At 72.6% G+C, this 12,165-nt stretch carries 14 protein-coding genes; 7 read left to right on the forward strand and 7 right to left on the reverse strand.

The window, feature by feature from the left end:
• The first annotated feature begins 21 nt into the window (after positions 1-21).
• The 6 genes from ABZ818_RS06515 to ABZ818_RS06540 are packed head-to-tail and all read left to right on the forward strand — an operon-like array spanning position 22 to position 6,880.
• Complete coding sequence (locus tag ABZ818_RS06515) at positions 22-1,125, forward strand: ADP-ribosylglycohydrolase family protein (RefSeq protein ID WP_361411557.1); 1,104 nt, start codon at positions 22-24, stop codon at positions 1,123-1,125.
• The gene (locus ABZ818_RS06520; RefSeq protein ID WP_361411559.1) at positions 1,122-2,237 is read left to right on the forward strand and encodes an ADP-ribosylglycohydrolase family protein; all 1,116 of its coding nucleotides are present in this window, start codon (positions 1,122-1,124) and stop codon (positions 2,235-2,237) included. The genes ABZ818_RS06515 and ABZ818_RS06520 overlap by 4 nt, the downstream gene beginning before the upstream one ends.
• 8 nt (positions 2,238-2,245) lie before the next feature.
• On the forward strand, positions 2,246-3,433 hold the full coding sequence (locus ABZ818_RS06525; protein WP_361411561.1) for an ADP-ribosylglycohydrolase family protein: 1,188 nt from the start codon (positions 2,246-2,248) through the stop codon (positions 3,431-3,433).
• Positions 3,421-4,812, forward strand: coding sequence for an ADP-ribosylglycohydrolase family protein (locus ABZ818_RS06530; protein ID WP_361411563.1), 1,392 nt, complete (start codon positions 3,421-3,423; stop codon positions 4,810-4,812). Before ABZ818_RS06525 ends, ABZ818_RS06530 begins: the two co-directional genes overlap by 13 nt.
• Positions 4,809-6,026 carry a CoA transferase gene (locus ABZ818_RS06535; RefSeq protein ID WP_361411565.1) on the forward strand — a complete coding sequence of 406 codons (1,218 nt, stop codon included), beginning with the start codon at positions 4,809-4,811 and terminating at the stop codon, positions 6,024-6,026. The genes ABZ818_RS06530 and ABZ818_RS06535 overlap by 4 nt, the downstream gene beginning before the upstream one ends.
• Positions 6,023-6,880 (forward strand): CoA ester lyase, encoded by an 858-nt coding sequence (locus tag ABZ818_RS06540; RefSeq protein ID WP_361411567.1) that lies wholly within the window; start codon positions 6,023-6,025, stop codon positions 6,878-6,880. The genes ABZ818_RS06535 and ABZ818_RS06540 overlap by 4 nt, the downstream gene beginning before the upstream one ends.
• Positions 6,881-6,944: 64 nt before the next feature.
• Here ABZ818_RS06540 and ABZ818_RS06545 read toward each other — a convergent pair whose 3' ends face one another.
• From ABZ818_RS06545 to ABZ818_RS06570, 6 genes are all read right to left on the reverse strand, one after another.
• Positions 6,945-7,709 (reverse strand): PrsW family glutamic-type intramembrane protease, encoded by a 765-nt coding sequence (locus ABZ818_RS06545; RefSeq protein WP_361411569.1) that lies wholly within the window; start codon positions 7,707-7,709, stop codon positions 6,945-6,947.
• Positions 7,706-8,206, reverse strand: a complete 501-nt coding sequence (locus tag ABZ818_RS06550) for a PH domain-containing protein (RefSeq protein WP_361411571.1) — start codon at positions 8,204-8,206, stop codon at positions 7,706-7,708. Before ABZ818_RS06550 ends, ABZ818_RS06545 begins: the two co-directional genes overlap by 4 nt.
• 4 nt (positions 8,207-8,210) lie before the next feature.
• A complete protein-coding gene (locus ABZ818_RS06555) occupies positions 8,211-9,317 on the reverse strand; it encodes a sporulation-delaying protein SdpB family protein (protein ID WP_361411573.1) in 1,107 nt (368 codons plus the stop codon).
• Positions 9,245-9,856, reverse strand: coding sequence for an SdpA family antimicrobial peptide system protein (locus tag ABZ818_RS06560; protein ID WP_361411575.1), 612 nt, complete (start codon positions 9,854-9,856; stop codon positions 9,245-9,247). The genes ABZ818_RS06555 and ABZ818_RS06560 overlap by 73 nt, the downstream gene beginning before the upstream one ends.
• Positions 9,857-9,964: 108 nt before the next feature.
• Positions 9,965-10,573 carry a hypothetical protein gene (locus ABZ818_RS06565; RefSeq protein WP_361411577.1) on the reverse strand — a complete coding sequence of 203 codons (609 nt, stop codon included), beginning with the start codon at positions 10,571-10,573 and terminating at the stop codon, positions 9,965-9,967.
• Positions 10,574-10,675: 102 nt separating this feature from the next.
• Positions 10,676-10,849: a helix-turn-helix transcriptional regulator gene (locus ABZ818_RS06570; RefSeq protein WP_361411669.1), complete on the reverse strand. Its 174-nt coding sequence runs from the start codon at positions 10,847-10,849 to the stop codon at positions 10,676-10,678.
• Here ABZ818_RS06570 and ABZ818_RS06575 point away from each other — a divergent pair.
• Positions 10,802-11,002, forward strand: coding sequence for a hypothetical protein (locus tag ABZ818_RS06575; RefSeq protein ID WP_361411673.1), 201 nt, complete (start codon positions 10,802-10,804; stop codon positions 11,000-11,002). The two genes, ABZ818_RS06570 and ABZ818_RS06575, sit on opposite strands and share 48 nt — an antisense overlap.
• 142 nt (positions 11,003-11,144) lie before the next feature.
• Here ABZ818_RS06575 and lgt read toward each other — a convergent pair whose 3' ends face one another.
• Positions 11,145-12,143, reverse strand: a complete 999-nt coding sequence (gene lgt / locus ABZ818_RS06580) for a prolipoprotein diacylglyceryl transferase (protein WP_361411579.1) — start codon at positions 12,141-12,143, stop codon at positions 11,145-11,147.
• Positions 12,144-12,165 lie beyond the last annotated feature (22 nt).

Raw genomic sequence — 12,165 nt, forward strand, 5'->3', positions numbered from 1 at the left:
GCCCCGAGAGGAGAGCCCGCCATGGGATCGACCATCCGCGCCCCGCAGACCCCGGCGCCGGCCCCGGCTGCCTCGCGCGAACGGGCACGCGGCGCGCTGCTCGGCCTCGCCGTCGGAGACGCGCTCGGGGCGCCCGCGGAGAACCTGAAGCCGTCCGAGATCCGCGCCCGCTGGGGCCGGATCACCGGCTACGTCACCGACCGGCCGGCCGGCACGGACGACACCGAGTACGCCATCTTCTCCGGGCTGCTGCTGGCCCGGCACGGCCATGCGCTCACCCCTGCCCTGGTGGAGGCGGCCTGGCACGAGTTCATCGCCGACCGCGCCGAGGGCCCCTTCCGCGGGGCCGGATTCAGCGAGCGGGGCACGCTGGAGAACCTGCGCCGGGGGCTGGCCGCCCCCATCTCCGCCCAGCACCGGCACGCCTGGAGCGACGGGCTCGCCATGCGGGCGGCGCCGTTCGGGGTGTTCGCCGCCGGGCGGCCCGCCGAGGCGGCCCGGCTGGTGGCGATCGACGGCTCGGTCAGCCACGAGGGCGAGGGCATCCACGGCGGCCGGTCGGTGGCCGCCGGGGTCGCGGCGGCGATGGCGGGCGCGCCGCCGGTCGCGGTCGTGGCCGCCGCCCTCGCCGCCGTCCCGGACGACTCCTGGACGGCCCGCTCGCTGCGCCGGGCCACGGCCGCCGCCCACCGCGGCGAACGCGCGGTCCGCTCCGCGGTGGTCATCGGCGGCTATCCCTGGACCGACCTGGCCCCCGAAGCGGTCGCCCTGGCCTTCGGCGCGTACGCCGCCGCCGACGGCGACTTCCGCGAGGCGGTCCTCGCCGCCGTCAACATGGGCCGCGACGCCGACACCACGGCGGCGGTCGCGGGCGCGCTGGCCGGCGCGACGCAGGGCCTCTCGGCCATCCCGGACGAGTGGGCGACGGCCATCGGCCCCGCCCGGGGCAGCTGCCTGCCGTCGATGGCGGGCCGGCACGTACTGGACGTGGCGGACCTGCTGGTGAGCGCCTCCACCGGTCTCCCGCGGCACGAAGCCCCCGTACGACCTGAGGCACTCCCCGCTCCGGACCGGTCGGCGTACGCACTCACCGCCGGAGAAGGAGAAGAGGAGGCGCGGCCGTGACGCGGCGGGTCGAAGGGCTGTTGTTGGGGCTGGCCGCCGGGGACGCCGCCGGGTGGCCCGCCGCGCGGCACCGGGCCGCTCGGATGCCGGAGTGGACCCGGCGGCTCACCCGGGAACTGGACACGTTCGCCGAGCTGAACGCGACGACGACGCTGCCCGTGCCCATCGCGCTCAACCAGCCTCCGGAGCCGCTGCGCCTCGGCCCCTCCGACGACGCGGAGTGGGCGGTGTTCGCCGCGGAGGCCCTGCTGCGGGCCGGGGACGACGGGGCGCTCGGCGACCTCGGCCGGGAGCGGCGTATCCGGGCCGCGATCGACCTGACCTGGAACGCCGTCGCCGGCGAGGTCGCGGCGGCGGCCGAACGCGCCCCAGAGGTCGAGTCGGCGGTACTGCCGCTGCGCGCCCGTATCTCCGTCCGGGCCGGGCTCGGCAACCTGGCGACCGGACTGCGCCCGCCCGCCAGCGGGCACGACAACCCGCACTACTTCGACGACGCCGCCTGCGTACGGGCCTGTGTGCTGGCCACGGCCCACCCGGGCGACCCCCGGTGCGCCGCCGAACTGGCCGAGTTCGACGCCCGGTACACCCAGGACGGCGACGGCGTCCACGGAGCCCGCGCGATGGCGGCGGCACTCGCCGAGGCACTGGCGGGCGCGGAGGTCGGGGCGTGCGTCACGGCGGCGCTGGCCGAACTGCCCGAGCGGACGGAGATCGGCCGCAACGCCCGGCACGCGCTGCGCCTGGCCCGGGACACCGAGGGCGCGTTCGCGCTCGTCCCGCTGCTGGAGCACCGGATCGTCGACCACGTCTACAGCTACGGCATCGCCGCCGCCGAGACGGTTCCGGTCGCCCTCGCCCTGGCCACGGCGGCGGACGGCCGGATCGCCGAGGCGCTGCCGGCGGCGGCCTGCCTGTCCCGGGTCGCCGACTCCGCCCCGGCCCTGGCGGGCGCGCTGACCGGCGCGCTGGGCGGCGGCGAGGCGATCCCGGAGTCCTGGCGGGAAGCCTGCCGCACCCTGTCCGGCTGCGTGCTGCCCCGCCTCACCGGCACCGACCTCGTGGAACTCGCCGAACTCCTGGAAGCCGCACAACCGGCCCCTCCAGGAGGATGATTCCGGGCATGACGCCCAAAGGAGAACAGAGCCGAGGCGTGGTCCGGGACGCGGACCTGGAGGAGCGGATCGTCGGCGCGCTCGTGGGAGCGGCCGTCGGCGACGCGCTCGGCGGCCCCGTCGAGGGCTACTCCCCCGACCAGATCCTCGAGCGCCACGGCGGCCGCGTGCACGGCGTCGTCGGCCCCTGGCACGGCGAACGGTGGCGCTCCGCCCGCCCCATCGCCCCGTACCACAAGGGCGACGGCCACGTCACCGACGACACCTTGATGACGCACGCCCTGGTGCGGGTGTACGCACGCGTCCGCGACCACCTCGACGCCTACGCGATCGCCGACCACCTGGTGCCCGACCTGATGACGAACCCGCGCTGGATCCCGGAACTCCAGGCGGAGGCGCTGCCGCTGCACCGGGTCTTCCTGGCGGAGAAGTGGCTCGTGGCACGACTGCACTACGGCCACGTCGACCCGCGCGAGGCCGGCACCGGAAACATCGTCAACTGCGGTGCCGCGATGTACATGGCGCCGGTGGGCCTGGTCAACGCGGCCAATCCGGCGGCCGCTTACGCCGAGGCCCTGGACATCGCGGGCGCCCACCAGTCGTCCTACGGCAGGGAGGCGGCAGGCGTCCTGGCGGCCGGGGTCGCGGCCGCGTGCGCGCCGGGGGCGAGTCCGGAGTCGGTGGTGACCGCGTGCCTGTCGCTGGCCAAGGACGGCACCCGCGCCGCGATCGAGCGGGTCTGCGAAGTGGCCCGCGGCCGCACGGACTTCGAGTCGGCGCTGGGCCCGCTGCGGGAGGCGGTGGCGCCGTACGACACGGTCGGGCCGGACTACCGGAACCCGTCCCTGGGCGCCCGCCGCCCCTCCCGACTGCACGCGATCGAGGAACTGCCCGTCGCGCTGGGCATGTTGACGGTGGCGCGCGGCGACTTCCGCCAGGCCGTCCTCGGTGCGGTGAACTACGGCCGCGACTGCGACTCCATCGCGACGATGGCCGGGGCGCTGGCGGGCGCGCTGGGCTCACCCGTCCCTCAGGACTGGGCGAAGACGGTGTCCGAGGCCAGCCGCCTGGACCTGTGGGATCCGGCGCGCACGCTGGCCGGAGTGACCCGGGAGATCTTCGAGAAGGACGTACGGCGAAGGCGCGCACACGAGCGGGCGTTCGCCGGAATGAGAGGCCCGGAATGCTCCGACTGACCTGGATCCAGCCGGAGGACCTGCTCGGCCACGAGTTGCGCCAGGCGGTGCAGGACGGCCGCGAACCGTCGGCGATCGCCGCCCGCTGGCGCGCGGCGGGCGGACCCGAGGCCCCGGCCCGCGCGGGCGCGTCCCCAGGACGCGCCTCCCGCTACCTGCGCCTCCTCGCGGAGGACCTCCTGGACGAACTGGCCGAACTCCCCAGCCGGCTGGCGGACGCGGAACCGACGGACCTGGCCGCGATCAAGGCCCTGTGCACGGCCTGGCCCGAGCAGCCGGGCGCCCTCGCGCCCACGGGGACGGCCGAGCCCCTGGAGGCCGCCTGGCTCGGCCGGGCCGCCGGCTGCCTGCTGGGCAAACCCGTGGAGAAACTGCCCCTCACCGGCATCCGCCAACTCGCCCGGGCCACCGGCAACTGGCCCCTGAGCACCTGGTTCACGGGCAAGGGCGTACCCGAGGACCTGGCCGCCGCGTACCCCTGGAACCGCCGCTCGGCGGCCAACTCCCTGGCCGAGAACATCGACGGCATGCCCGAGGACGACGACCTCAACTATCCCCTGCTCAACCTCCTCCTGCTGCAACGCCACGGGAAGCGGTTCACGACCACCGACACCGCCCGCCTCTGGCTGGACGAACTCCCCGCAGGCCGCACCTTCACCGCCGAACGCGTCGCCTACCGCAACCTGCTGCTCGGCATCGACCCCCCGCACACCGCGCGGCACCGCAACCCCTTCCGCGAGTGGATCGGCGCTCTGATCCGCGCCGACATGCACGGCTGGACCAACCCCGGCGACCCGGCGGCCGCGGCCGCGCAGGCCCACCGCGACGCCACCCTCACCCACACCGCGAACGGTGTCTACGCCGCGATGTTCGCCGCCGCCGCCATCGCCACCGCGGCGACCGGAACCCACGACGTCCACACCTGCCTGGCCACCGGCCTGACCGTCGTACCGCCCGGCTCCCGACTCGCCCGCGCCGTGCGCCACGCCGTCCAACTGGCGAGAGCCCACGAGGACTTCGAGACGGTCGTGGACGAACTCCACGCCACCCACGCCGACTGCCACTGGGTGCACGCCGTCCCCAACACCGCGCTGATCGCCGCCGCCCTGACCCACGCCGACGGCGACTTCACCGGCTCCGTCTGCCGCGCCGTCTCCGGCGGCTGGGACACCGACTCGAACGGTGCCACGGCCGGCGGTGTCGCGGCCCTCCTCGCCGGATCCCCGCACGCGCTGCCCAACCGCTGGACGGCGCCACTCAAGAACCGGCTGGCCACATCGGTGGGCGACTTCGACGGCACCGGCTTCGACACCCTGGCCCACCTCACGCACCTGGAGGCGTCCCGCCCCATGAGCGACATCGACCGGCTCACCTCATGACCGCGCCCCACGACGCCGCACCCGACGCCACCGGGCCGCTCGCCGGTCTGCGCGTGCTCGACCTCGCCACCCTCTTCGCCGGACCCATCGCCGCCACCATGCTCGGTGACTTCGGCGCCGAGGTGATCAAGGTGGAGCACCCGGTCAAGCCGGACCCGTCCCGGGGCCACGGGCCCTCGAAGGACGGGGTCGGCCTGTGGTGGAAACTGCTCGGCCGCAACAAGCACACCATCACGCTTGACCTGTCGAAACCCGGTGGCCGCCGCACCCTGCTGCGGCTGGCCGCCACCGCCGACGTGATCGTGGAGAACTTCCGGCCCGGCACCCTGGAGAAGTGGGAGCTCGGCTGGCCGGAGCTGTCGGCGGCCAATCCGCGCCTGGTGCTGGCCCGGGTCACCGGGTTCGGGCAGTTCGGCCCGCACGCCTCCCGGCCCGGGTTCGGCACCCTGGCGGAGGCGCTGAGCGGGTTCGCCGCGATCACCGGCGAGCCGGACGCACCGCCGACGCTCCCGCCGTTCGGGCTCGCCGACTCGATCGCGGGCCTGGCCACGGCGTACGCGGTGATGACCGCGCTCGCGGCGCGGGAGCGCACCGGGGCCGGCCAGATCGTGGACATGGCGATCATCGAGCCGATCCTGACCGTCCTCGGCCCGCAGCCCCTGTGGTACGACCAGCTCGGCTACGTCCAGCCCCGCACCGGCAACCGCACCCGGAACAACGCCCCGCGCAACACCTACCGCACCAGTGACGGCACCTGGGTGGCGGTCTCCACCTCGGCGCAGTCGGTCGCGGAACGCGTGATGCGGCTGGTGGGCCGCCCGGAGCTGATCGACGAGCCCTGGTTCGCGACCGGCGCGGAGCGGGCCGCGCACGCCGACGTGCTCGACGAGGCGGTGGGCGGCTGGATCGCCCGGCACACCCGCACCGAGGTCCTGGCCGCCTTCGAGAAGGCCCAGGCGGCGATCGCGCCGATCCAGGACGTACGGGACGTGATGGCCGACCCGCAGTACCGGGCCCTCGGCACCCTGACCACGCTGCACGACCCGGAGCTCGGCCGGATGCGCATGCAGAACGTCCTCTTCCGGCTCTCCGCCACCCCGGGCGCGATCCGCTGGGCGGGCCGCCCGCACGGCGCCGACACGGACGCGGTCCTGACCGAACTCGGCCTCACCCCGGAGGAACTGGCCGCGCTGCGTGCGGAGGGCGCCCTGTGACGGCGACCGCCTTCTGCCCGATCACGTGGCTGTACGCCCCCGGTGACCGCCCGCACGTCGTGGCCAAGGCACTGGCCTCCGGCGCCGACGTGGTGGTGGTCGACCTGGAGGACGCGGTCGCCCCGGACCGCAAGGAGTACGCCCGTGCGGCCACCGCCGAGCTGCTGACCGAACCGCCGCCGGTCCCGGTGCACGTGCGGATCAACGCGGTCGACGGTCCGCTGGCCGCCGCGGACCTGGCGGCGGTGGCACCCCGGCCGGGTCTGGCCGGGCTGCGGCTGCCGAAGGTGACGTGCGCCGGGCAGGTCGCCCGGGTCGCGGCGCGGACGGAGACCGTACAGGGCCCGCCGCCGGCGGACGGTTCGGGGCCCCCGCTGTACGCCCTCCTGGAGACCGCGCTGGCCATCGAGCGCGCCTACGCCATCGCCTCCGCGCACCCCTCGCTGCGCGGTGTCTCGATCGGCGAGGCCGACCTCCGTGCCGACCTGGGAGTACGGCAGGACTCCGGCCTGGACTGGTGCCGCGCCCGGGTCGTCGTGGCCGCCCGCGCGGCCGGCCTCGCCCCGCCGCCCCAGTCCGTCCACCCCGACATCCGGGACCTGGAGGGCCTGGCGGCCTCCTGCGCGCACGGCCGCGCCCTCGGCTTCCTCGGCCGCGCGGCCATCCACCCGCGTCAGCTCCCGATCATCGAGCGCGCCTACCTGCCGACCGACCGGGAACTGGAGGAGGCCGAGACGGTCATCAAGGCGGCCACCGCGGACCGGGGCGCGCAGGCCCTCCCCGACGGCCGCTTCATCGACGCGGCGGTCGTGGCGGCGGCCCGGCGCACCCTCGCACTGGCCCGGCGGTGCTGACACGACGAGGGCGCCCCCGCGATCCCGGGCGGCCTCGTCCGCGTACGGCCTCTTTCGAGGGGCGTCAGGGTCGGTCGTCGGTCCGGAAGAGGGAAACCCATCGCCCGTCGTGGCCGACTGTCCCCGGGACGGGTGCGGCACGGCGCCGCAGCGCCTCGAACACGGCGCCGAGCAGCAGCAGGCCGGCCGGGAACCACAGGGCCAGAACGCGCGGCGGCACCTTCGCCACCTGGTCGATGAACGCACCCAGGTTCAGCAGTGTGTGCAGACCCACGGCGGCGGCGAAGCCGAAGACCCGTCTGCGGCGCGGTCCGCCGAAGCCCCAGAGCACCACGGCGGTCATCACCCCGTGCCCCAGCGAGGCGAAGAGCCTCTCCACCGCGAAACCCGAGAACGCCCACCAGGCGGTGCCCGCGTGATCGCCTCCGCGGACGGCGGTCCAGGCGACGAACGCGGCTTCCCCGATACCGAACCCGGTCCCCAGGGCCAGTCCTGTGAGCAGCCGGTCGCGCCGTGCCAGATCCCGCACCCGGGGCAGGAGCGCGGGCAGCGCCTTGACCGTTTCCTCGGTCACGGGCGGCAGCAGCAGCGCGAAGGCCAGGAACCACACGGGCGAGGCCGCACCGACCTCGGCCGCAGTGCCGCCGGCCGACGCGACGGCCTCGGCGAGCGGCCGTTTCACCAACAGACTGACCAGCGCGCTGGATCCGAGGCCGCAGCACAGCAGCCAGGAGCAACGCGGGTCCCCGCCGGCGAGATGGCGCAGCAGCCATACCGCGGTGGCGGCCGTGACCAGCACGGTCGCCACCGCCATCGGCACGATCGTCATTCAGCCCGGTCCGCGGACCCGCCGGTCACCTCGGCAACGAATCCGCTCTCCTGTTCCGGGCTGACGCCGTAGCGCCGCCCGTCCCGGGTCTCGATGACGAGGACCCCTTGAGCCACCCGGGTGGAACACATCCGGATGGCACCGACGCCGGAGTACCGCACCGTGTACAGGGCGATCCCGGGCAGCCGCACGGCCGCCCACAGTGTCGGGGTCAGATCGGCGCGGCTGATGGCGACGATGTCCGAGCGGCTGATCCGGTAACCGAGCAGCGGGCCGTAGGTGAGGCTGACGCTCTCGCCGTCCACGGTGTAACGCATGGCGGGGAAGCAGAGCGCGAGCACGGCCACGGCAACGCCGATCACCGTTCCCACCACGCGCGCGCTCCCGCCGCCGAACCAGCCGGAGGCCAACAGCAGCACCGCCAGCAACGCCAGCCACAGCCATCCCAGTGAGCCGCGCGGCCGGTAGATCCGCCCCTGACTGTCCTGCTCCGCCATGCGGTCAGCCCTTCGCCGGATCGCTGATTCCTCGTGCCACGGCCACGGGGTGCCGGTCGGCCTCGTCGTCGGTGTCGTCCGCCGTCCTCTCCGCGCGGGTGAGGCGTCCGCCGTTCCTGAGGTCGTGCCACAGACCGGCCAACCGGTCCGGGAAGTGGAAGGTCTCGTCGAGCGGCCGCAACAGCAGAACCAGGCATCCGAACATGGCGAGCGCGAAGCTTCCCAGGCCCATCAGCAGCCCGATGAACGCGTGCAGGACCAGTCCGGCCACCAGGAGGTACGGGCGGACGGACCGCTTGACGAAGAGGCCGAGCATCACGGCGAACTCGATGACGAGCGGCCCCCAGGTCAAGGCCGCGACGCCCAGACTGGTGCGGGTGACGGCGTCCGTGAGCGGCGCGATCCAGCCCGGTGCTCCGAAGTACGCGTCACGGAGCCAGTAGAAGAGCGAGGTGCCGTCCGCCCACTCGGTGTGGCTCAGCTTGGCCACCGAGGACTGCAGGTAGAGGCCGGCCACCTGGACCCGGATGACGAGCGAGGCGGACCAGGCGATCAGCGCCATGCCCGTCGTACGGCCGTCGGCCTCCGCGATGGCTTGAGGTGCCTGCCAGTGCCATCGCCGCCGGTCGGTCAGGGCGATGGGCAGGAGCAGCAGGGCGATGACGGCGGTGATCTGGTCGCCGCCGTCGGGTGCGGTGACGTTGGCCTGGAAGCTGAACGCGATCCACCAGTGCGGCAGCGCGGTCAGGCGTGGTCTCCAGCCAATGGCCACCAGGGCGAGGACGGCCAGCGAAATGACCCGGCCCAGTTCCAGTCCGGCGCTCGATCCGGGAACGAGACAGTAGATTCCGATGGCGGAGGCGCCGTCGCACTTGGGATGGTCGGGAACGCCCTGGGCGGGCAGAAAGAGTGAATCGGTGCCGGTCGCCGCGAGCGTGCTCAGGGTGCCGAGGGCGAGCAGGGTCCTGGCGACTCCGTACACATTGGTCCAAGGCGAAACCGAACCTATTCGGGTAGCGAACTCCCCTAACCTTGCGGTCAGCATTCCACCTCCAGGACCGCCACCTTGCCCGGCATTTCCATCTTCCCTTCGGAATCGGACCAGGCCCATGGCAGAACTTCTTGCTGAGTTACTCCGACGGGACCGCACAACTGCGGCTCGGGTACCGGAGTCCGCACCGTGATCGGGTTCGAGAATTCGGCCAGACACTCGGCCAGCACACCATCTTCACACGGTGCCCAAGAATCCGGCTTCACCCGCGCCTGGAGCTGACCGAGCTCAATTCCCTGAGCCCGCGACGCGCGGTTCAGCCCGAAGAGATTACGGGGTTCCGAATGCGGTGCGAGCATGGCGTTGTGCCATGATCCGTCGGAGCCCCGCGCCCAAGCCACGATCTTGGGATCGCGGGGCGATTTGGTGAAGAAGGCCCACCCCTGGGGGGTGACCACCCGGATGGTCCGCTCCAGGCTCTGCTGGGCCGGTAACAGGACCGCGTTGCTGGGCAGTTGGGTGTGCAGTATGTACCCGCCAACCAGTGTCCAGAAGGCGACCACCGCGATGAGAAGCTTGCCCATCCGGTCGCGGCGGCCGTCGGGGGCGCCCTTGTCCGCCGCGTCGTCAGCCGCGGTCCGGCGCACTTGCTCCGGCACGATTCCTTGATTCCTTCCCCTTCGTCCTACCGGGAGCGCGCGGATCGGGCCGGCCCGTCACGGGGAGGGCCGGCCCGTCCTCACACGCCGATCCCGCGTCCCGTCCGGTCAGGCGCGGAGCGCGTCGGCAGCCCGGTACACCCAGCGCTCACGGCTGATGGTGTCCCCGGCCTTCGGGCTGGCGCTGTCGACCCAGTTGACCTGATAGGCCACGTTCGCCGACTCGTAGGCGTTGACGAAGTAGACGAAGTTGCCCACACCAAGGACGACCACGAGCACCACACACTGGGCGCCCAGGTTGTCGTCGGCCTTCGCCGGGTCACCGAACTCGGTCTGCATCGCCCCGACGGTCTTGGTGTTGGCCTCGGCCAGTACGCGGTTCACCTGGATCGCGCTGCCGCTCTGCATGTCGGTCGCGAAGCGGTCGAAGAAGCCGTTGTCCTTGGCCTTGATGGCGTCGACCACCCGGTCGGCCACCTTGGCCGACTCGGCGGACCGCGTCTTGCCACGGGCCAGGACGAGCTCCGGGTGCGCCTTGGCGACCTCTCCCTGCCCGAAGAACAGCCCCTCGTAGAGCGCGACGCCGTCCGCCTTGGCGGCCTTGGTCGCAGCCTGCGTCCCGTCCGCGGCCGCGGAGGCGGCGACCGCGGGACCGACTCCGGCGATCGTCAGTGCCGCGACTGCGCCCAGCGCGACTCTCCTACTGGCAATCCTCATGTGATGCTTCCCCTCCTGGACGGTGCCGACTGCCTCACGGCAGCGAACTGATCAACGGACCAATCCAGGCTGGCAGCACATGCGTTCCGCCGCTACGGAACATTAGGGAGGGGGCACTAAAGGGAGGGTGTGCCCGCGGTGCGGGCACAATTGACGGTGATAGAGAACGGCCACGGCCACCGCCTGCATGCGTGACGCCAGGCCCATTTTCTCAACGATTCTCGCCACATGACCCTTGACGGTCCTTTCGGCGATGCCCAGCTGTCTGGCGACCATGCGGTTGCCATCGCCGGTGCCCAACGCAAGAAGGACATCTCGCTCACGTCGGGTCAGTCTCCGAAGTTCCGGATTTTCTCCTGCTGTTTGCAGGACTCCACAACTGCATTGGCACAAACCTGTCGGGGCGCTTTCCTGCTGATGAGTTACTAGCACGGCTCCCCCCGTGTAAGCAGCAACAGAACTGCTTCGATGCTGCCATCTCGGCATGTTGGAGAGAAGGTGCGCCTTGGGATCTGGCTTGTTCGGGACCTGCCACGACAGTGACGCCCCCGGGTTCAGCAGGCGGACTGCTCTACGAGCGGGGCTTCCGCTGCTTCTCCCCTGACATCACTGGAGCCTCATCAGCCACTGGATCCTGACCGGAAATGGACGTTTCCTTACTCGCGGCCTCCGGAGCGTCCTTGTCCAGCACAATGGGACCCTCCGCGCCTGCGCCCTCTTCGGCGTCCTGCGTGCCGCCGTCCGTGCCGTCCGTGGCGTCCGGCTCGACCGTCTCTTCCCGGCCGGGCCGGAGCCGGGCCGAGAGGACCATGTAGACCACGGCCGCGATGAAGACGATCAACGCGGTCCAGTTGTTCAGCCGCAGGCCCAGGATGTGGTGGGCCTCGTCGACCCGCATGTACTCGATCCAGAACCGGCCCGCGCAGTACGCGGCGACGTAGAGGGCGAACGCCCTACCGTGACCCATCTTGAAACGGCGGTCCGCCCAGAACACCAGCAGCGCGACGCCGACGCACCACAGCGACTCGTACAGGAACGTCGGGTGGTAGTACCCCGGCACCCGGCCGTCCGCCGAGGACGTGATGTGCAGGGCCCACGGAAGGTCCGTCTCCCGCCCGTACAGCTCCTGGTTGAACCAGTTGCCCCAGCGCCCGAACGCCTGTGCGAGCGCCAGGCCGGGAGCCACCGCGTCGGCATACGGCGGCAGCGCGATACCCCGGCGCCGGCAGCCGATCCAGGCACCGAGCGCGCCCAGCGCGACGGCTCCCCAGATACCGAGTCCGCCTTCCCAGACCTTGAAGGCGTCGACCCAGTTCCGGCCTTCACCGAAATAGAGTTCGTAGTCGGTGATCACGTGGTAGAGGCGACCGCCCAGCAGGCCGAACGGGACGGCCCAGACGGCGATGTCCCAGGCGGTGCCCTTCTTCCCACCACGCGCGACCCACCGGCGGTCGACGATCCAGAGGGCGACGAAGAGACCGACAAGGATGCTGAAGGCATAGCCGCGCAGCGGAATGGGACCGAGGTACAGCACACCGCGCGACGGGCTGGGGATGTAGGCAAGTTCCATGGCAGGGTCGACGCTACCGCAG

Source organism: Streptomyces sp. NPDC047453 (assembly GCF_040643155.1).
GTDB lineage: Bacteria > Actinomycetota > Actinomycetes > Streptomycetales > Streptomycetaceae > Streptomyces.

What these genes read in the sequence shown, in the direction of transcription:
- ABZ818_RS06565 (WP_361411577.1), bottom strand. Translation starts at nt 10,573, where the DNA reads ATGAGGATTGCCAGTAGGAGAGTCGCGCTGGGCGCAGTCGCGGCACTG.
- ABZ818_RS06575 (WP_361411673.1), top strand. Translation starts at nt 10,802, where the DNA reads ATGACCCTTGACGGTCCTTTCGGCGATGCCCAGCTGTCTGGCGACCAT.
- ABZ818_RS06530 (WP_361411563.1), top strand. Translation starts at nt 3,421, where the DNA reads ATGCTCCGACTGACCTGGATCCAGCCGGAGGACCTGCTCGGCCACGAG.
- ABZ818_RS06570 (WP_361411669.1), bottom strand. Translation starts at nt 10,849, where the DNA reads ATGGTCGCCAGACAGCTGGGCATCGCCGAAAGGACCGTCAAGGGTCAT.
- ABZ818_RS06545 (WP_361411569.1), bottom strand. Translation starts at nt 7,709, where the DNA reads ATGACGATCGTGCCGATGGCGGTGGCGACCGTGCTGGTCACGGCCGCC.
- ABZ818_RS06525 (WP_361411561.1), top strand. Translation starts at nt 2,246, where the DNA reads ATGACGCCCAAAGGAGAACAGAGCCGAGGCGTGGTCCGGGACGCGGAC.
- ABZ818_RS06515 (WP_361411557.1), top strand. Translation starts at nt 22, where the DNA reads ATGGGATCGACCATCCGCGCCCCGCAGACCCCGGCGCCGGCCCCGGCT.
- lgt (WP_361411579.1), bottom strand. Translation starts at nt 12,143, where the DNA reads ATGGAACTTGCCTACATCCCCAGCCCGTCGCGCGGTGTGCTGTACCTC.
- ABZ818_RS06555 (WP_361411573.1), bottom strand. Translation starts at nt 9,317, where the DNA reads ATGGGCCTGGTCCGATTCCGAAGGGAAGATGGAAATGCCGGGCAAGGT.
- ABZ818_RS06535 (WP_361411565.1), top strand. Translation starts at nt 4,809, where the DNA reads ATGACCGCGCCCCACGACGCCGCACCCGACGCCACCGGGCCGCTCGCC.
- ABZ818_RS06550 (WP_361411571.1), bottom strand. Translation starts at nt 8,206, where the DNA reads ATGGCGGAGCAGGACAGTCAGGGGCGGATCTACCGGCCGCGCGGCTCA.